The following is a 17,374-nucleotide window of genomic DNA, read 5'->3' on the forward strand; positions in this document are numbered from 1 at the left end:
CCGCCATACCCATGCCGCCGTACCGGCGACACGCCCGCGCTCAGGGTAGTGGAGCGGGGCCTGCGGGTAGTCGTGGCGCCCGGGCTGGCCGTGCCGGACAAGTCGGACGGCGCAGTGCTACCGAGTGGCGCATGCCCGGTCGGGGAGGGCGGCCGTAGCCTGCGAAGCACCGAGCCGAGAAGTCTGGAGATACCCCATGAGCGCCGTAACGCCGCTCCCGCAGGAGCGCCGCCTGGTCACCGCGATCCCGGGTCCGAAGTCGCAGGAGCTGCAGGCCCGCAAGCTGGGTGCGGTGGCGGCCGGTGTCGGCACCACCCTGCCGGTGTACGTCACCCGTGCCAACGGCGGCGTGCTGGAGGACGTGGACGGCAACTCGCTGATCGACTTCGGTTCCGGCATCGCCGTGACCAACGTCGGCAACAGCGCCGAGGCCGTGGTGGCCCGGGCGAGCGAGCAGCTGGCCGCCTTCACCCACACCTGTTTCATGGTGACCCCGTACGAGGGTTACGTGGCCGTCGCCGAGCAGCTGAACGAGCTGACCCCGGGTGACCACGAGAAGCGCACGGCGCTGTTCAACTCGGGCGCCGAGGCGGTCGAGAACGCGGTGAAGATCGCCCGCGCGTACACCAAGCGCACCGCCGTCGTGGTGTTCGACCACGGCTACCACGGCCGCACCAACCTGACCATGGGCCTGACGGCGAAGAACATGCCGTACAAGCAGGGCTTCGGTCCGTTCGCCCCGGAGATCCACCGGGTGCCGGTGGCCTACCCGTACCGCTGGCTGACGGGCGCGGAGAACTGCGCCGCCGAGGCCGCCGCGCAGGCGATCGACATGATCAACAAGCAGATCGGCGCGGAGAACGTCGCCGCGATCATCATCGAGCCGATCCAGGGCGAGGGCGGCTTCATCGAGCCGGCCAAGGGCTTCCTGCCGGCGATCGTGGAGTTCGCGAAGGCGAACGGCATCGTGTTCGTCGCCGACGAGATCCAGACCGGTTTCTGCCGCACCGGCCAGTGGTTCGCGTGCGAGGACGAGGGCATCGTCCCGGACCTGATCACCACCGCCAAGGGCATCGCCGGCGGTCTGCCGCTGGCCGCGGTGACGGGTCGCGCCGAGATCATGGACGCCGCGCACGCGGGCGGCCTGGGCGGCACCTACGGCGGCAACCCGGTGGCCTGTGCCGCCGCGCTGGGCTCGATCGAGACCATGAAGGAGCAGGACCTCGTCGGCAAGGCGCAGCGCATCGGCGAGGTCATGCTGGGCCGTCTGCGGGCCATGCAGGAGAAGTTCGACATCATCGGCGAGGTCCGCGGCCGCGGCGCGATGATCGCCGTAGAGCTGGTGAAGCCGGGCACCAAGGAGGCGAACGCGGAGGTCACCGCAGCCATCGCCAAGGCCTGCCACGCCGAGGGCCTGGTGGTGCTGACCGCCGGCACCTACGGCAACGTGCTGCGCTTCCTGCCGCCGCTGGTCATGCCGGAGCACCTGCTGAACGAGGGCCTGGACATCCTGGAGGCGGCGTTCGCCGCCGTCTGAGCGGTGCCGCCCGTCAGGTCGTGAGACCCCCCGCCGGAGGGTTGTCCGGACAGCGCTGAACGGCCCGTGGGGACCTCTGGTCCTCGCGGGCCGTTCGGTTTTCCGTCCGGTTCCCGGCCGCTCGTCCGGGCAGCCTCCGGGCGGTTTTCGCACGCCGCCCGGGTGGTCGGGCATGATCGGGGGGACCGTCCGGGGGCGTTCCGAGGGGCGTCCGGGGCGGGGTGAAGATGATGTGCGGAATCGCTGAAGGCGCTCGGCCGGGAAGGGCGGTTGACGTAGTGTCATCACCGATGGACAGCGAGCCCCAGCCGTTGGCGGGGCCGTCCGCGGGACGTCCCGAAGGGGCCGGTCCGCGCGGGCCTCGCGAGGACAACCAGTCCGCCCCGGGAGGGGTGGCGCACACCGAAGGCCGATCGACCGACCGTCCGCCCCACACCCCCCGGGGCGCACGGAACGGCGATCATCAGAGCCGCCCCGGAGCTCTCCCCCCTGCTCCGGGGCGGCTGTCCGCCGTTCCGGGCCGGGTGGCCCGGGTGGCCCGGTCGGTGGCGGTGCCGGTGGTCGCGGCGGTGGTGCTGCTGGTGGTGTCCTGGCAGGTGGCGGTGGACGGGCCGCTGCTGGGGGTGGACCGCTGGGTGCGCGCGGCCGTCCGGACGTCCCACCGCGATCATCCGAGCGCCCTGCTGAACGGCCTGGGCCACCTGCTGTCGGACCTGGGCGGCGGGGTGCCCGCCGTCCCGGTGCTGCTGGCGGCCGGGGGGCTGGCCGCCTGGTGGTGGCGTCGGGCGGGGGCGGTGCGCTGGTGGCTGCCGCTGCCGGTGGCGGCGCTGACGGCGGTGCTGATCCCGCTGCTGGTGGTCCCGGCGAAGGCCGGGTTCGCCCGGCCGGGCCCGCTCGGGGACCCGCTGCTGCCGGGGCAGTGGGGCTGGTACCCGTCCGGGCACACCGCGACGGCGACCTTCTCGTACGGGGTGGCGGCGCTGCTGCTGGCCCGGGCGGCGGGGCGGCGGACGGCCCGGGGGCTGACCGCGGGGGCGGTGGTGCTGGCGCTCGGCGTGGGCGCGGGGCTGGTGTGGAGCGACTTCCACTGGCTGCTGGACGTGCTGGCCAGCTGGTGCCTGGCCGTCCTGGTGCTGTGGGCGCTCGACCGCCGGTTGCCGAGGCCGGACGCCTGAGGGCGTCGGGCCTGCGGGCTCCCGGGGGCGTCAGGCCTCGGGGGTGCCCTGCTCGGGGGCGTCCTCGGCGTCGTTGCGGTGGACGAGACCGGCCTCGCCGTTGTCGCGGTGCCACTCGACGACGAGTTCGTCGCGGGCGCCGAAGCGGACGAGGTGGCGGCCGACGACGTCCTCCAGGCCGGCCAGGTCCTGGCGCTCGCCCTCGACGGTGAGCAGCAGGGCGTCCGGCTGGGCCTCCATGGTGGCGGTGCCGGCCTTGAAGACCAGGGTGCCGTGACCGGTCTCCGGGGAGAAGGAGGTCTCGATCCGCTTGCTCATGTGGGCGGCGAGCTGCTTGGCGTAGCGGGCGGGGCGGTCGGTGGCGACGCGGGCGGTGGAAACGGGCACGGGCACTCCAAGATCGGGAAGGGGAAACTTAGGGTCCCCTCACTCGGAAGCACCGTAACGTAGATGCTGAGCTAAGCTCAAGATATTTCTCCGAGCGCGTTCCACGGTCGGCCGCCCGCCCGGGACCGGCCGATACGCTTGGGCCGACCCCAGCCGAGGAGACCGCCGATGACCACCACGCCGACCGACGATCCGGCGGACCCCTCCCCCGGCCCCCGGCCCGGCGCCCCCGGCACCTCCGGCACCTCCGGTGTCCCCGCCGAACTGGCGGACGCGATGACCAGGGCGATCAAGCGGATCCGCCGGCAGACCGGCTGGCGGCTGGAGCCGTACGGCATCACCCCCGGCCAGGCCCGGGCACTGCGCACGCTCGCCCATGTGCCCGGCTGCGAGACACCGGACCGGGCGATGCGGCTGAGCGACCTCGCCGACAAGCTGCACATCGCCCCGCGCTCGGCCACCACGGTGGTCGACGCGCTGGAGGAGGCCGGACTGGTCGAGCGCCGCCCCGACCCGGCCGACCGCCGGGCGGTCCGGATCCTGCTGACCGAGGAGGGGCGTGTGGCGGTGGAGCGGATCCTCCAGGTCCGGGACGAGGTCGCCCAGGACTACTTCGGCGAGGTCAGCCCCGAGGACGAGGAGGTGCTGCTGCGAGTCCTGCGGGCCGCCGAGGCACGCTTCCTCGAAGCCGGGCCGCCACCGCGGACATCGCCCCCGGGCGCAGCGCGGTGATCCCGATCCCGGCGATCACCAGCAGGGCGGCCGCGGCGGCCGTCGGGGTGACCCGCTCGCCGAGCAGCAGCCAGGCCGAGGACATCCCGAACACCGGCACCAGCAGCGAGTAGGGCGCGACCGCGGTGGCGTCGTAGCTGCGCAGCAGGTAGCTCCAGGCGACGAAGCCGAACAGGGTGGAGACCAGCCCGACGTAGCCGATCACGCCGAGCCCGGCCGGGGTCACCCCGCGCAGCGCCCGCAGGTCCGCGTCCGGGCCCTCCACCAGCAGGGACAGGGCCAGCAGCGGCAGCGGCGGCACGGCGCTGACCCAGACCATCCAGCGCAGCGCGTCCGGCGGCGCGGCCCGGCGGGTCAGCACGTTGGACAGGCCCCAGGCGACGGCGGCCAGCACGACCAGGACGAAGGCCCCGAACGGGCCGCCGAGGCCCTGGTCGGCGGCGCTCAGGGCGATGCCCGCGAAGGCCAGGCCCAGGCCGAGCAGCCGCCGCCGGCCGGCGCGCTCGCGCAGCAGGGCGGCGGCGAACAGCGCGGTGAACCCCGCCTGCCCCTGGAGCACCAGGGAGGAGAGGCCGGCCGGCATCCCGGCGTGCATGCCGAGGAAGAGCAGCCCGAACTTGACCACCCCGAGCACCACGCCGACCGCCAGCACCCAGCGCCAGGCCACCCTGGGCGGGCCGACGAAGAAGATCGCGGGCACCGCGACCACGGCGAACCGCAGGGCGCAGAAGAGCAGTGGCGGGAAACGGTCCAGGCCGATGTGGATGAGGACGAAGTTGAGGCCCCACACGGCGGCCACCAGGACGGCCAGGGCGATGTGACGGGGGCGCATGCTCCCGGCGGCCGACGCGGCGGGGATTGAGCCGGCTGACGCGGCGGGGATTGAGCCGGCCGAAGCGCCGGGGGTCGCGGCCGGTGGTGCGGCGGGTGTCGCGGTCATGGGTCGAGCATGGTGGCGCGGGAAGGTTTAGCACCAGCGATGAATACTGAACAGGATTCTTTAGGATCACTGCATGATGGATCTGGGGCGCCTGCGGGCGCTGCACGCGGTGTCGGTGCACGGCTCGGTCGGCGGGGCGGCGGCCGCGCTCGGCTTCACACCCTCGGCGGTCTCCCAGCAGATCGCCAAGCTGGAGCGGGAGACCCGGACGGTGCTGCTGGAGCGGCAGGGCCGGGGCGTGGTGCTGACCGACGCGGCACGGGAGCTGGCCGCCACCGCGCGGACCGTCCTGGGGCTGGTGGAACAGGCCGAGGTGCGGCTGGAGGAGCAGCGCGGCCGGGCGGTGGGACGGCTGCTGGTGGCCGCCTTCGCGACCGGGGCGCGCGGGCTGATGCCCGGGGTGCTGGCCGAACTGCGCCGGCGCTGCCCGGAGTTGGACGTACGGCTGCTGGAGAGCGACCCGTACCCGGCGGCGGAGCTGGTGGCGCGCGGGGAGGTGGACCTGGCGCTGGTGCAGGACTGGCCGACCGTGCCGCTGCCGGTGCAGGAGGGGCTCTCCCGGCTGGACCTCGGGACGGACCCGGTGGACCTGGTGCTGCCCGCCGGGGACGAGCTGGCCGGGCTGGACGCGGTGCCGGTGGAGCGGCTGTGCGGGCAGCGCTGGATCAGCGTGCCACCGGGCAACATCTGCCACGACTGGCTGGTCCGCACCCTGCGCGAGGCCGGGGAGGAGCCGGACGTGCAGTACCAGGTCGGCGACTTCGAGACCCAGATCGCGCTGGTCGCGGCGGGGCTGGGGATGGCCGTGGTGCCCCGGCTCGGCCGGGGCCCGCTGCCGGCCGGGGTGGCGGCCCGCCCGGTCGCCTCGCAGCCGAGCCGGCGGGTGTTCGCGCTCTGGCGCAGCCAGGCCTCCCGGCGGCCGGCCATCACCGAGGCGCTGGCGGCGATGCGGGACGGCTGGGGCGCCCTGCCGGGCTGAGGCGCGTCCCGCGGGCCGGGCCGGGTCCGGGCGGGCCGGGCCGGGCGGGGCTGACGGGGCGAGGCGAGGCCGGGGTGCCCGGGGCGGGCTCCTAGGTGGCGAAGCCGATGACCAGCCACATGAAGCCGACCCCGGCCACCGTGCACAGCAGGGTGCTGCGCGAGGGGTGCGGGCTGTGCGCCTCGGGGAGGATGTCCGAGGTCGCGAGGTAGAGCAGGAAGCCGGAGAAGAAGCCCAGGTAGAGGCCGAGCAGGTGCTCCGGGATGGTGAAGGCCAGGGTGATCGCGGCACCGGAGACCGGGGCCAGTGCGTCGGCCGCGAGCAGGGTCAGCGCCCGGCGGCGGTTGTTCCCGTACAAGCGGGTGATCGTGTACGTGTTGAACCCGTCGGCGAAGTCGTGCGCGACCACCGCGATGGCCACCACCGTGCCGACCGTGGTGCCGGCCTGGAAGGCGGCGCCGATCGCGAAGCCGTCCATCACGCTGTGCCCGACCAGGGCCAGTGCGGCGGTCAGGCCGACGCCCTGGTGCCCGTTGCGGTGGGCGTGGCCGTGCTGGTGGCCGTGGGTGTGCTCGGCGTACTCGCCCTCGTGGCCGCGGTGGATGGCGACGGCGCGCTCGACCACGTGGATGGTGAGGAAGCCGACGGCGAACATCAGCAGTGCCTGGGGCACGCCGTGCACCTCGCCCGGCGCCTGGTGGAGGGCCTCGGGCAGCAGGTCGAAGGCGACCACGCCGAGCATCAGTCCGGCGGCGAAGCCGAGCACCAGGTGACGGCGGTCGCCGGTGCGCTGGGCGACGAAGCCGCCGATCAGGGTCATCAGGAACGCCCCGGCGGCGACCAGGACGGCGGTCACCGGGCTGCCTCCGGCCCGATCGGGTCGGTCTGGGCGATCGGGTCGGTCTGGTCGGTCCGGGCGGTCCGGGCGGTCGGGTCGGGCCGGCCCGCGGGTCCGGTCGGGTGGGCCGCCCCCGCCGGATGACCGGTGCCGCCGTGTGGTCTGACGAGCGCTCTGCCCATTCCTCTCCCCCTGGGGTCCGCCCGTGGCCGGGCCGACCGCCGACCGTACCGGACGCCCGTTCCGCGGTGATCGCCCGGGGTGCCGCCGACCCGGCCGGTCCTCGGCCGCGGTCGCATCGGCCCGGTCCCCTCAGCCTTGTTCCGGGTACGGAGGGACGCCCGCCGGGTGGGCCGTCGGGGTGACCTCCCTGGTCGGAGCCGGTCCGGGCAGGGGGGTCAGCGGCCGGCGGCGAGCGGCAGGCCGAGGTGGGTGCGGGCGAGTTCGCGGACGCCGTCGCCGTCGATCAGGTGGATGTGCCGGTGGCCCTCCTCGGCCGAGAGGTCCAGGGCCGCCTCGGCGAAGTGGCCGGTGGTCAGCCGCAGGCCGCGTTCGGCGGACTCCTCGCGGACCGCCTCGGCCAGGGTCTCGATCTGCTCCGCGGTGACGGCAGCCGGGTCCCGGGAGGCCCAGACCACCCAGCGGCCGGGCAGCGCACTGCCCGGGGCGCCCTCGCCGGTGGCGACCAGCCCGGCCGGTCCGCGCAGCCGCACGCTCCACTCGGCGAGCCCGCCCCGGGTGAGCAGGTCGCGCACCAGCTGGGCGAACTCGTTGGCGGACAGGTCGGGCGCGGCCGGGACGGCGGCGCCGGCCCGGGCGGCGGGCTGGACGGCCGCCCGGGCGTACGGGTCCGGGGTGACGGCGGCGCCGAGCTGGCGCAGCCGGACCAGCGCCTCGTCCTGTTCGGCGTCGGCGTAGACGCCCTCGTCGTCGCGTTCCTCGTACGGGGTCTCCGGCGGCAGCAGCCGCGTGCGGGCCAGGGCGTCGCGGTCGGCGTCCACGCTGACCAGGCAGAGCGGCTCGGCACCGGGCTCGCGCAGCCAGCCGTTGAGGACCACGCCGGCGAGTATCTCGTCGGTGTCCACGGCGTCGGCGGCCTGCAGCGAGCGCAGTGCGAGCCGGGCGACCAGCCGCAGGTAGTCGGTGGCCCGGTCCGCGGGCGGGCGCGGCACCGGGAGGATGTCGCCGTCGGGGGCGAGCCGGTAGCCGGTGAGCGAGGGCACCAGGTCGAGCGGGGGCAGGTCGAGGTCCAGTACGGCGGTGCGGGTGAGCGGGCGGAAGACCGCCCGGCAGGCGGCGGGGAGGTCCTGGGTGGCGGTCTCGGCGGCGGCCAGGGCCCGTTCCAGCAGCGACTCCACGGCGGCGGGCTCGGCCAGCCGGTAGGCGCGCCGGCACTCCTCCAGGCTGTCGTTGTACTCGCGCACGGCGCGGGCCCGGGCCTCCTCGGCCGCCTCGTGGGCGCGCCGGGACTCGTCGGCGGCCGGGTTGCCCGCCTCGGCCCGGCGGGTGCGCCACTCCCGCAGGGCGCGCTGGTGGGTCAGCCGGGCCTGGGCGAGTTCGCGCTGGTAGCCGGAGTCCAGCAGTCGCCGGGACGGGCCGCTCTCGGGGTCGGCGGCGGCCGGTTCGGCGGGGGCGAAGTCCTCCCAGCGGGGCTCGGCGCCTTCGACCACGGCCGGGCCGTCGGTCGGGTAGGGGCGGGGCTCGTAGTGGCGCAGCTGGCTCTCGAAGTCCATCGCCGAGACGGGCAGGGCGGCCCGCCGCAGCAGGTCGGCCAGCCGGTCGTGCTCGGCCCGGACGGTGAGCGTGCGGTGGTGGGTGAGCGCGGCGGCCCGGGCGTGCGCTGCGACGGCCTCGTCGGGGTCGGTGGCGCCCGGGCCGGAGGAGCCGGGGTCGGGGCGGGACGAGCCGGACGGGCCGGACGGGCCGGGGCCTGCGGAGGCCGGATCGGTGGTGTCGGGGTCGGCGAGGTCGGGGTCGGCGAGGTCGGGGCCGACGCGTTCCGGAGCGGACGGGCCGCCGCTGGCCGCCCCCGGACCGGGGCGGCCGGGGGCCGGGGGGCCTGCGGCACCGTCCGCTTCCGGGCCCTCGTCGGCGCCGAGGTCGCGGAACACCGAGGCGAGGAAGCCCGGTTGGGGGAACTGGACGGTGGCGATGCCGTCGGACTGGCCGTCTGCTGAGTACTGCATCGGTCGTCGTTCCCCCATGCTCGTCCGGCGCCTGCCCCGGGCGGCGGACCAACCGCAGCCCCGCCCCTGCCGGACATTGTCCACCGAACGGGCGCAGCGGTCAGCCGAGCCCGTCAGTTGGTCCGGGTGTTGGTGAGGTGCAGGCCGATGTAACCCACGTAGATCCGGCCACTGCCGGAGCAGTCGTCCAGGTAGTGCAGCCGGGGTGCGGTGCGACCGCCGCCGATCCGCAGGTGCGCGCCCATGAACGCGCGCCGGGAGGCGTCGACGCATTCCGGCACCGGCAGCATCCGTTCGCGCTTCCACTTGGTGTGGCTGAACACCGTCCGGGACTCCCCGCGCACGGCCTTGCGGGGCGGGAAGCGGTGGCAGCCGTCCGGGGTGTGCTCGCACCACTGCTTGAAGTCCCCGCCGGCCGCGCCGCGCACGGCCGCCTCGGCGTACTCCTGCAGGGCCGTCAGGCCGTCCCAGGCGAGCCGGGCCCAGCCGGCACCGGCGCACTGGAGGCCGTCCAGGGCGAGCGCGTTCTTCTGGTCGCCGGTGAAGGTGAGCAGGGAGAACTCGCCCAGCCTGGCGAGGAGTTCGGTGAAGGTCTCGGGCTTGCCCGGCCACCCGCCGCGCTGGGCGGCCGGCCGGCCGACGGTGGCCGGGCCGGTGCCCGAGGTGGTGGGCGCGGCGCCGGACAGGACAGCGGCGGGCCCGGTGCAGTGACGCCCGCTCAGGGCGCTCCGGGCGCCGGTGCGCAGGCGGCCCTCGTGGCCGTCCCTGGACTGGGCGCGGTCGCGACGCTCCAGGCGGAGGGTGTGCCGGACCCGCTCCAGCTCGTCGGCCCTGGCCTGCTGCTCGGCGCGGTCCTGCTGCTCCTCGCGGGCGAGCGCCGCCGGTTCGGCGGGGGGTCCGACGGGGGGTCCGGCGGCCGGGCGCAGCTGCGGGGGCGGGACGCGCAGCACCGGGACGGCGGCCAGCGGCGGCGGGAGCGGCTGTTCGGCGGCCAGGCGGCGGGGCTCGCGGGCGAGCAGCCCGGCGGCGCGGCGGAGGTCCTGTTCTATTCGGCCCCGGGCGAGCACCGGATGTCGGGCGCCGTCCTGCCGGGAGGCCGGGTCCACCTCGGGCAGATAGGTGCGCACGGCGCCGCCGTACACGGTGTGGTACTCCAGCGCGACGTTGAACCCGGTGCGGGCGCCCGGATCCAGCACGTAGGCGGTGGCGAGGCCGGGAAGCTGGCGGCAGAGCGGGCGGACCACCTCCTCGACCCAGTGCTCGACCGGGAGGTTCACCGGCACGCTGGCGACCACCGTGGGCAGTCGGCGCTCCGGGTCGCACAGCTCGTCGATCAGGTCGTCGACCTCGTCCGCCGTGATCACCCGGGGGGCGGAGTGGACGGCGGCCGGGCCGTCGGCGGCGTCGAGCAGCGGGAGGAGGGTGCGGGCGAGCTCGGGCACCGGCACCCGGCAGGGGGTGCGCACACCGCTGCCGGTGCTGTGGGTCTCGGCCTCCAGCCGGACCCAGGTGGGGCCGCCGGTGTCGGTGGCCACGGTGAGGGTGAGCTGCCGGGTGCCGTGCGGGGCCGGAGTGCGCAGGCGGCGGCGGTCGTAGCGGCCGGCGCCGGGGCCGCCGCGCAGCGGTCCCTGGTCACGGTCCAGCAGGACGCGCTCGCCCAGGCGCAGGCGTTCGGCGGCTGGGGGTGCGCCGAGGGTGGTGCCGGGGGCGGGCGGGGGCTCCTCGCAGCCCTCCTGCTTCAACCAGGAGGCGAGCTGGGCATCGGCCAGCGCGACGGCCTCGGCGTGCGGGAGGGCGGTGGTGACGGTCATCCGGTAGGGCGTCGCGGGGCCGCGCGGGCCGGGTAGGTCGGCACCGGCGGGCGACGGCGAGCGGTCTGAGGTCATGCGCATACCTCCGTGGTGCGGGGTGGGGTCTGTTGTCCTCCATCGACGGTTTTCATCCGGTTCGGCCGGAACCTTGCCCAGGAAACGCCACGGCCCGGAGCGGAAGTTCCAACTCCGGGCCACGACACTACGTTCGGGTGAATCTGCTCAAGCCGTCTTCCGCGTGGCGCGAGCACTCGGCTACGGGGAGCGACGCCTCCGGCGGGCCCGCGCACCGGTCCGGCCACTGGTCGGAGCGGCGGCGCGGGGTGGTGGGCGATCACTACCACGGGTTCGGGCCCCGGGCCCCGGGGCCCCGGCCGGAGGTGCGTCCGGAGGTGCGTCCGGAAACCGATCCCCCGGCACGCCGCGGGGCGGGCGGAGCGCGCGGCTCAGACCGGTACCTCGACGTAGGTGCGCCCGGCCGGCACGGCGACCGCGGTGCCGCCGGTCGCCTCGGCCAGCCAGGTGTGGAACCCGGCCACCTCAGGCTCCGGCACACCCACCTCGATCCGCACCCCGGCCGCCTCGTAGGCGAGGTCGCTCACCGCGTACCCGGCGGCCCGCAGGTCGTTCTCCACCCGCCCGGCGCGCACGTGGTCCGCCGTCACCGCGAGCAGGGCGACCGGGCGCCGCTCCAGCAGGCCGACCTCGTCGACCGCCGCCGACACCGCGTTCCCGTAGGCCCGCACCAGGCCTCCCGCGCCGAGCTTGATCCCGCCGAAGTACCTGGTCACCACGGCGACGGTGTCGGTCAGGCCGCGGCGGCGCAGCACCTCCAGCATCGGCACCCCGGCCGTGCCGCCGGGCTCGCCGTCGTCGCTGGAGCGCTCGCGGCGCTGCTCGTCGCCGACCACGAAGGCGGTGCAGTTGTGCCGGGCGTCCCAGTACTGCTTGCGGACGCCGGCGATGAAGGCCTGCGCCTCGTCCTCGTCGCAGACCCGGGCGAGGTGGCAGATGAAGCGGGACTTCTTGATCTCGGTCTCGTGGCTGCCGGCCCGCCGGATGGTGAGGTACGGCCTGGCGGTCGGTTCCGGCGTGGCGGACATGGCGCGGTGGTTCTCCCCGGAACGGCGACGGCTGGCGGTGCGCGCTCCGGAGGTCCGGGGCGGCACCGCCAGCCTAGTTGGCGCACGGCCGGGGGCGGAGGGGCCCGGCGCCGGGGGCTGGGTGCTGCGGACTGGGATGCTGCCGGCTGGTGCTGGGGGTCAGCGGCCGGCCAGGGCGTCCAGTTGCGCGCGGTCCAGGCCGGTCAGCGCGGTGACCTCGGCCGGGTCGACGGCGCCGCAGTCCAGGCCGCGCAGCAGGTAGCCGCTGAGCGCCCGGGCCGTGGCCGGCTCGTCCATCACGTCGCCGCCCGCCTTGGCGACGTACGCGGCGAGCCGGGCGGCGGCGGCCGCCAGGCCCTCGCGGTAGAAGGAGTACACCGCGACGTAGCGGGTCGGCAGGTGCGCCGGGTGCATGTCCCAGCCCTGGTAGTAGGCGCGGGCGAGCGAGCGCCGGACCAGGTCGTGGTGGAGCTTCCAGGCGGCGTGCACCTGCTCGGTGGAGCCGGTGGGGATCACGTTGGTCGAGCCGTCGGAGAGCCGGACGCCGGTACCGGCCGCGGCCACCTGCATGACCGCCTTGGCGTGGTCGGCGACCGGGTGGTCCATGCTCTGGTAGGCCGCGCTGACGCCGCAGGAGGCGCTGTAGTCGAAGGTGCCGTAGTGCAGTCCGGTGGCGCGGCCCTCGGCGGCCTCGATCATCCGGGCCACGGTGGCCCGGCCGTCCGGGCCGAGGATCGCCTGGGTGGTCTCGATCTGGATCTCGAAGCCGATCCGGCCGGCGGCCAGCCCGGCCCGGCGCTCGAAGTCCTCCAGCAGCCGGACCAGCGCGGTGACCTGCTCGGCGTAGGTCACCTTGGGCAGGGTGAGGACGAGGCCGTCGGGCAGGCCGCCGTTCGCCAGCAGGGTGGCGAGGAAGAGTTCCAGGGTGCGGATGCCGCGGGCCCGGACGGGCGCCTCCATGCACTTGATCCGGATGCCGACGTAGGGCGGCGCGCTGCCCTCGGCCACGGCGGCGGCGACCAGTTCGGCGGCCCGGACGGCGGCGGCGTCCTCCTCGGCGTCGGGGCGGGGCCCGTAGCCGTCCTCGAAGTCGATCCGCAGGTCCTCGACCGGCTCGCGCTCCAGCTTGGCGCGGACCCGGGCGTGCACGTCGGCCAGCAGCTCGCCGTCGGCGACGCCGAGGGCGCGGGCGAGCTCGGCGGGGGTGCCCGCGTGGGTGTCGAAGGCCTCCAGGGCCTGGCGGCCCCACTCCCGTACGGTGTCGGCGCGGAAGGCGTCGGCCGGGACGTAGACGGTGTGCACCGGCTGCCGGGTGCCGGCCTCGCCCGGGTAGCGGCGCGCCAGGTCGGCGTCCACGGGGGCGAGCAGTGCCTCCACGGCGGCGCGGGCGGCGGCGGAGAAGGAGGCCCCGCCCATCGGTCCGGTTCCGTCGACCTCGACCTGCGACATCCGCACTCCTCCATGCCGAACCAGCGCTTCAACAGTTTGTTGAGGCGAAGGTAGCTCCGGCCGGGTCGGGCGTCAATGGCCGACCGAGCGGTGGACCCGGGGTGTCGGTGCGGGGGCGGCGCGGGTGCGGCGCGGGGTCAGTCCCTCCCGGCGGCCAGGTAGCGGTCGCGCAGCAGCGGGTAGAGGTCGGCGACCTCCTTGGGGTGGACCGCACCGTCCGGCCCCTTGCCGGTGACCCCGTACTCGGTGGTCAGCCAGGCGGCGAGGCGCGGCGGGTCGGGCTGGTGACCGTAGCTGTCGATGTAGGAGACAAGGCCGTCGTAGGCGATGTCCTCGTCCAGTTGCACGGGGGCCGGGTCGGATTCGGTGGGGACGCCTTGAGCGGGCTCCTCGGCGGGCGCGGTCTGCTCGGGCCGGGCCTGGTGCTCGGCCTGGGCGGCCGGCTGACGGTGCTGCGGCTCGACGGTCGGCTCGGCCTGGGGCTGGGCGGCGACCGGGTGCTGGGCCTGAGCGGAGCCCGGGTGCTGGGCCTGCGGCCGGGGCCCGGCGGCGGGCTCCTCGGCGACCGGGCGCGGGGGCTTGAACCACGGCGAGGCCTGGCCGGGCACCCGCCCGCCCGGGGCGGCGTCGACCGAGTGGCCGGTGGTGCGGACCGGGCGCTCGGTCCAGACGTTCAGTTCCTCGCCGCGCGGCTGCGGGGCGACGGCCTCCTCCGTCTCCGGCTCCTGGGCCGCACGCAGCCGGACGGCGTGCAGCCTCGCCAGCATCGGTGCGGCGACCTCCGGCGCGATCGGGGCCGCGGCTGCGGGGGCCTCGGACTGGGACTGCGGCTGGGTCTGCGGCTGCGGCTGGGACTGAGGCTGGGTCGGCGGTGCCGCTGCGGCCGACGGTGCGGCCGGTGCTGCCTGGTGCTGCTGGGCTCCGGCGGGGGCCGGGGCCGGAGCCGCGATGGCCGCGGCGGCCCGGGCCTGCTGGGGCTGGGCGCCGAGATCCTGGGACGGCTGCTCCGCCAGGGCCTCCTTGGCCTCGCGCTCGCGGCCCTCCTCGTCCAGCCGGTCGAGCAGCGACGGGTCCAGCGGGACACCGAACTTGGCGAGCTTGAGCGGCAGCAGCGCCTGGATCGGCGCCGAGCGGCGCCAGCCGCGGCCGTAGCGGAAGCGCAGCTGTGCCCGGTAGACCAGCCGGTTCTGCTCCAGCCGGATGACCTCCTCGTAGGAGCGGAGCTCCCAGAGCTTCATCCGCCGCCAGAGCCGGAAGGTCGGCACCGGGGAGAGTATCCAGCGCATCACCCGGACCGACTCCATGTGCCGGTCCGCGGTGATCGCCGCGATCCGGCCGACCGCGTGCCGGGAGGCCTCGACCACGACGACGAACAGCACCGGGATGACGGCGTGCATCCCCATGCCGAGCGGGTCGCCCCAGGAGGCCGCCGCGTTGAAGGCGATGGTGGCGACGGTCAGCAGCCAGGCGGTCTGCCGCAGCATCGGGAAGGGGATCCGCAGCCAGGTCAGCACCAGGTCGAGGGCGAGGAGCACCACGATGCCCGCGTCCACACCGATCGGGAAGGCGTAGGAGAAGGCACCGAAGCCCTTCTCCACGGCCAGCTCGCGCACCGCGTTGTACGAGCCCGCGAACCCGATGCCCGAGATGATGCAGGCCCCGGCCGCGACCAGGCCGAGCAGCCCGCGATGGGCCTTGGTGAGCGTTGGGCGTGCCATTACGTCTATCAACCCCTGGATGTCGGCTGCTGCCGTACGCGCATCGGCTGCCGGTTCCCGCCAGTCGGGCCGCCGGACGGCTGAACAGCGTCCGGGCTCGGCCCACCGGAGTTTACTCGTACGGGTGTTTCAGCGTTTCCGCAGCCTGGGGTGTCACAGTACCCACCGTGCCCGGGGCCGTGGCACCAGTCGGGCCGTCAGCGACTCTGCCCCGCCGTGCCGTTGAGGTACGCCAGGACGGCCATCACCCGGCGGTTGGCATCCTCGTCGGGGGCGAGCCCGAGCTTGCTGAAGATGTTGGCGATGTGCTTGGCCACCGCTCCGTCGCTCACCGAGAGCCGGGCGGCGATCGCCGAGTTGGAGCAGCCCTCGGCCATCAGCTCCAGCACCTCGCGCTCGCGCGGGGACAGCCCGAGCAGCGGGCCCGGCCGGCGCGAGGTGGTCTGCATCAGCTTGGCGATCACGTCCGGGTCCATCGCCGTACCGCCCGCCGCCACTCGGCGGACCGCGTCGATGAACTGCCCCGCGTTGAACACCCGGTCCTTCAACAGGTAGCCCACCCCGCCCGTGCCGTCGGCCAGCAACTCCCGCGCGTACAGCTGCTGGACGTGCTGGGAGAGCACCAGCACCGGCAGGCCCCGGATCTCCTGGCGTGCCTTGAGCGCGGCCTGGAGACCCTCGTCGGTGAGCGTCGGGGGCAGCCGCACGTCCACCACCGCCACGTCCGGGCGGTGGGTCAGCAGCGCCTCCAGCAGCTCGGGGCCGGTCTCCACGGCCGCCGCGATGGTGAAGCCGTGCGCTTCCAGCAGACGGATCAGGCCTTCGCGAAGGAGGTAGAGGTCCTCGGCGAGGACAACTCGCACGGCAACTCCAAGGTGATGGTGGTGGGACCGCCGGACGTGCTGTCGATGGCGAGGACACCGTCGAAGGTACCCAATCGGCGCTCGATCCCGCGCAGGCCCGTACCCCGCGACGGGTCCGCCACGCCCACACCGTCGTCCGTCACCGTGACCCGGAGGATTCCGGCCCGGTAGAGGATGTCCACCCACACCTGCTCGGCCTCCGAGTGCTTGGCCGCGTTGGCCAGCAGCTCGCTGACGCTGAAGTAGACCGCCGCCTCGACCGGAGCCGGCAGCCGGTCCGGCAGGCTCACGAACACCTCGGTCGGCAGCGCGCTGTCCAGCGCCAGGGCCCGGACGGCGTCGCCGAGTCCGCGCTCGGCGAGCACCGGCGGATGGATGCCGCGGACCAGGTCGCGCAGCTCCTGCAGCGCCCGGGCCGAGGACTGCCGCGCTTCGGAGAGGAGTTCCCGCGCGGCCGCCTGGTCGGTCTCCATCAGGTGCTCGATGGTGCCCAGCGTCATCCCGATCGCGACCAGCCGCGCCTGCGCGCCGTCGTGGAGGTCCCGCTCGATCCGCCGCAGCTCGGCCGCCTGGCTGCCCGCCGCGTCGGCCCGGGTCTCGGTCAACTCGGCCACCCGCCTGGTCAGCTGGGCGTGCGTCGCCCGGCCGTCCTGGTCCAGCACCCGGCGGGCCGCCTCCCCGTACCCGCGCACCGCGTACGGGGCGAGGAGTATGCCGAGCAGGACCATGCCGACCCCGATCAGCAGGCTCAGCGCGACCCGCGTCAGCCGCGGGCTCAACGGGCCGAAGCCGTCCACCGGCACCGCGCTGCCCAGCGCGAACGCCGTCCCCAGCGCCAGCAGGAGGACCACCGCGCCGCCCAGCAGCACGGCCAGGGCGGGGTTCACGACCAGCCAGAGCATCTCGGCCCGGGTGGTGCGGTCCCGAAGGCCCCAGTGGACCAGCTGCGCGTACTTCGCGACTGTCTGCGAGCGGTGGTACGAGTAACCCGTCCACCAGTGCCCCCGGTCGTCCAACTCCATCTTCGGCAAAGGCTGGTAGACCGCCGGCAACCGGATGCCGTACCAGCGCTCCAGCATCCGCCGGGTCCGGTCGGCCGTCGGACGGATGCAGGCGGCCGCCACCGAGAAGCCGGCGACCGCCGCAGCCGCGAAGGCCATCAGGGCCGCCGGGTAGTAGTACTCCAGGACCTGCGCCGTCACCACCCCCGCGACGACGGCCGCCCCCACCGGCAGCAGGAACCCCGGCACGGCACCCAGCACCACCTGAGCCAGCCGGGCCAGCCCCTGGCCGCCGGCCTGGAAGGCCACCTGGGTCTGCGCGCGGACGGACGTGCCGCTCGTACGAGTGTCTGTGGTCACGCAAACTCCTGATGCCGGTACCGATCGTCCTTCATCAGTGTTCACGAACGACCCGCTCCGGGCACTGGCCATGGCACCCCAATTCCGGGGTAGACCTAGGACCACCTGGTGGTGGTAGGAGCAACACCCGGCCGGGCCGATGGTCCTTTGGCCCGTTGGTCAGCTGGTCAGGTTGGTCAGATGAGGAGTGGCCCGGAAATGCGAAAAGGCCCACCCGGTAACCCGGGTGGGCCTTCTCTGAATGATTGTTCGGCGGCGTCCTACTCTCCCACAGGGTCCCCCCTGCAGTACCATC

The 17,374-nt window shown here is 75.0% G+C and carries 14 protein-coding genes; 4 read left to right on the forward strand and 10 right to left on the reverse strand.

Annotated elements, in window-relative coordinates; all coding sequences use genetic code 11:
* Positions 1-196: 196 nt before the first annotated feature.
* Both gabT and AB0F71_RS38065 read left to right on the forward strand, forming a co-directional pair.
* The gene (gabT, locus tag AB0F71_RS38060; protein ID WP_360245276.1) at positions 197-1,537 is read left to right on the forward strand and encodes a 4-aminobutyrate--2-oxoglutarate transaminase; all 1,341 of its coding nucleotides are present in this window, start codon (positions 197-199) and stop codon (positions 1,535-1,537) included.
* 533 nt (positions 1,538-2,070) lie between these two features.
* Positions 2,071-2,712: a phosphatase PAP2 family protein gene (locus AB0F71_RS38065; protein ID WP_360245279.1), complete on the forward strand. Its 642-nt coding sequence runs from the start codon at positions 2,071-2,073 to the stop codon at positions 2,710-2,712.
* A 30-nt stretch (positions 2,713-2,742) separates the two neighbouring features.
* Here AB0F71_RS38065 and AB0F71_RS38070 read toward each other — a convergent pair whose 3' ends face one another.
* Positions 2,743-3,099, reverse strand: coding sequence for a DUF2218 domain-containing protein (locus tag AB0F71_RS38070; RefSeq protein ID WP_360245282.1), 357 nt, complete (start codon positions 3,097-3,099; stop codon positions 2,743-2,745).
* Between the two features lie 168 nt (positions 3,100-3,267).
* On the opposite strand from AB0F71_RS38070, the gene AB0F71_RS38075 reads away from it, so the two are divergent.
* The gene (locus tag AB0F71_RS38075) at positions 3,268-3,831 is read left to right on the forward strand and encodes a MarR family transcriptional regulator (protein WP_360245285.1); all 564 of its coding nucleotides are present in this window, start codon (positions 3,268-3,270) and stop codon (positions 3,829-3,831) included.
* On the opposite strand, the gene AB0F71_RS38080 is transcribed toward AB0F71_RS38075, so the two are convergent.
* On the reverse strand, positions 3,722-4,663 hold the full coding sequence (locus tag AB0F71_RS38080; RefSeq protein ID WP_360245288.1) for an EamA family transporter: 942 nt from the start codon (positions 4,661-4,663) through the stop codon (positions 3,722-3,724). The genes AB0F71_RS38075 and AB0F71_RS38080 overlap by 110 nt on opposite strands.
* Positions 4,664-4,844: 181 nt before the next feature.
* Here AB0F71_RS38080 and AB0F71_RS38085 point away from each other — a divergent pair, with 181 nt between their 5' ends.
* Positions 4,845-5,750, forward strand: coding sequence for a LysR family transcriptional regulator (locus AB0F71_RS38085; protein WP_360245291.1), 906 nt, complete (start codon positions 4,845-4,847; stop codon positions 5,748-5,750).
* A 91-nt stretch (positions 5,751-5,841) separates the two neighbouring features.
* Here the strand turns inward: AB0F71_RS38085 and AB0F71_RS38090 are convergent, their stop codons facing one another.
* The 8 genes from AB0F71_RS38090 to AB0F71_RS38125 form a co-directional block, all read right to left on the reverse strand.
* Entirely contained in the window at positions 5,842-6,570 is a 729-nt protein-coding gene (locus tag AB0F71_RS38090; RefSeq protein ID WP_360245315.1) for a ZIP family metal transporter, read from the reverse strand.
* Between the two features lie 416 nt (positions 6,571-6,986).
* On the reverse strand, positions 6,987-8,774 hold the full coding sequence (locus AB0F71_RS38095; RefSeq protein WP_360245294.1) for a restriction endonuclease: 1,788 nt from the start codon (positions 8,772-8,774) through the stop codon (positions 6,987-6,989).
* Between the two features lie 113 nt (positions 8,775-8,887).
* A complete protein-coding gene (locus AB0F71_RS38100) occupies positions 8,888-10,660 on the reverse strand; it encodes a hypothetical protein (protein ID WP_360245297.1) in 1,773 nt (590 codons plus the stop codon).
* 371 nt (positions 10,661-11,031) lie between these two features.
* Positions 11,032-11,688, reverse strand: coding sequence for a YigZ family protein (locus tag AB0F71_RS38105; RefSeq protein WP_360245300.1), 657 nt, complete (start codon positions 11,686-11,688; stop codon positions 11,032-11,034).
* A gap of 159 nt (positions 11,689-11,847) precedes the next feature.
* Complete coding sequence (locus AB0F71_RS38110; RefSeq protein ID WP_360245318.1) at positions 11,848-13,104, reverse strand: aldolase/citrate lyase family protein; 1,257 nt, start codon at positions 13,102-13,104, stop codon at positions 11,848-11,850.
* A gap of 170 nt (positions 13,105-13,274) precedes the next feature.
* Positions 13,275-14,855 (reverse strand): DUF2637 domain-containing protein, encoded by a 1,581-nt coding sequence (locus AB0F71_RS38115; protein WP_360245303.1) that lies wholly within the window; start codon positions 14,853-14,855, stop codon positions 13,275-13,277.
* A gap of 197 nt (positions 14,856-15,052) precedes the next feature.
* Positions 15,053-15,718, reverse strand: a complete 666-nt coding sequence (locus AB0F71_RS38120; protein WP_360245306.1) for a response regulator transcription factor — start codon at positions 15,716-15,718, stop codon at positions 15,053-15,055.
* Entirely contained in the window at positions 15,670-17,079 is a 1,410-nt protein-coding gene (locus AB0F71_RS38125; RefSeq protein WP_360245309.1) for a histidine kinase, read from the reverse strand. Before AB0F71_RS38125 ends, AB0F71_RS38120 begins: the two co-directional genes overlap by 49 nt.
* Positions 17,080-17,374: the final 295 nt, after the last annotated feature.

Source organism: Kitasatospora sp. NPDC028055, from assembly GCF_040637885.1.
Classification (GTDB): domain Bacteria; phylum Actinomycetota; class Actinomycetes; order Streptomycetales; family Streptomycetaceae; genus Kitasatospora.

What these genes read in the sequence shown, in the direction of transcription:
- AB0F71_RS38110 (WP_360245318.1), bottom strand. Translation starts at nt 13,104, where the DNA reads ATGGGCGGGGCCTCCTTCTCCGCCGCCGCCCGCGCCGCCGTGGAGGCA.
- AB0F71_RS38095 (WP_360245294.1), bottom strand. Translation starts at nt 8,774, where the DNA reads ATGCAGTACTCAGCAGACGGCCAGTCCGACGGCATCGCCACCGTCCAG.
- AB0F71_RS38075 (WP_360245285.1), top strand. Translation starts at nt 3,268, where the DNA reads ATGACCACCACGCCGACCGACGATCCGGCGGACCCCTCCCCCGGCCCC.
- AB0F71_RS38100 (WP_360245297.1), bottom strand. Translation starts at nt 10,660, where the DNA reads ATGACCTCAGACCGCTCGCCGTCGCCCGCCGGTGCCGACCTACCCGGC.
- AB0F71_RS38115 (WP_360245303.1), bottom strand. Translation starts at nt 14,855, where the DNA reads ATGGCACGCCCAACGCTCACCAAGGCCCATCGCGGGCTGCTCGGCCTG.
- AB0F71_RS38090 (WP_360245315.1), bottom strand. Translation starts at nt 6,570, where the DNA reads ATGACCCTGATCGGCGGCTTCGTCGCCCAGCGCACCGGCGACCGCCGT.
- gabT (WP_360245276.1), top strand. Translation starts at nt 197, where the DNA reads ATGAGCGCCGTAACGCCGCTCCCGCAGGAGCGCCGCCTGGTCACCGCG.
- AB0F71_RS38080 (WP_360245288.1), bottom strand. Translation starts at nt 4,663, where the DNA reads ATGCGCCCCCGTCACATCGCCCTGGCCGTCCTGGTGGCCGCCGTGTGG.
- AB0F71_RS38105 (WP_360245300.1), bottom strand. Translation starts at nt 11,688, where the DNA reads ATGTCCGCCACGCCGGAACCGACCGCCAGGCCGTACCTCACCATCCGG.
- AB0F71_RS38085 (WP_360245291.1), top strand. Translation starts at nt 4,845, where the DNA reads ATGATGGATCTGGGGCGCCTGCGGGCGCTGCACGCGGTGTCGGTGCAC.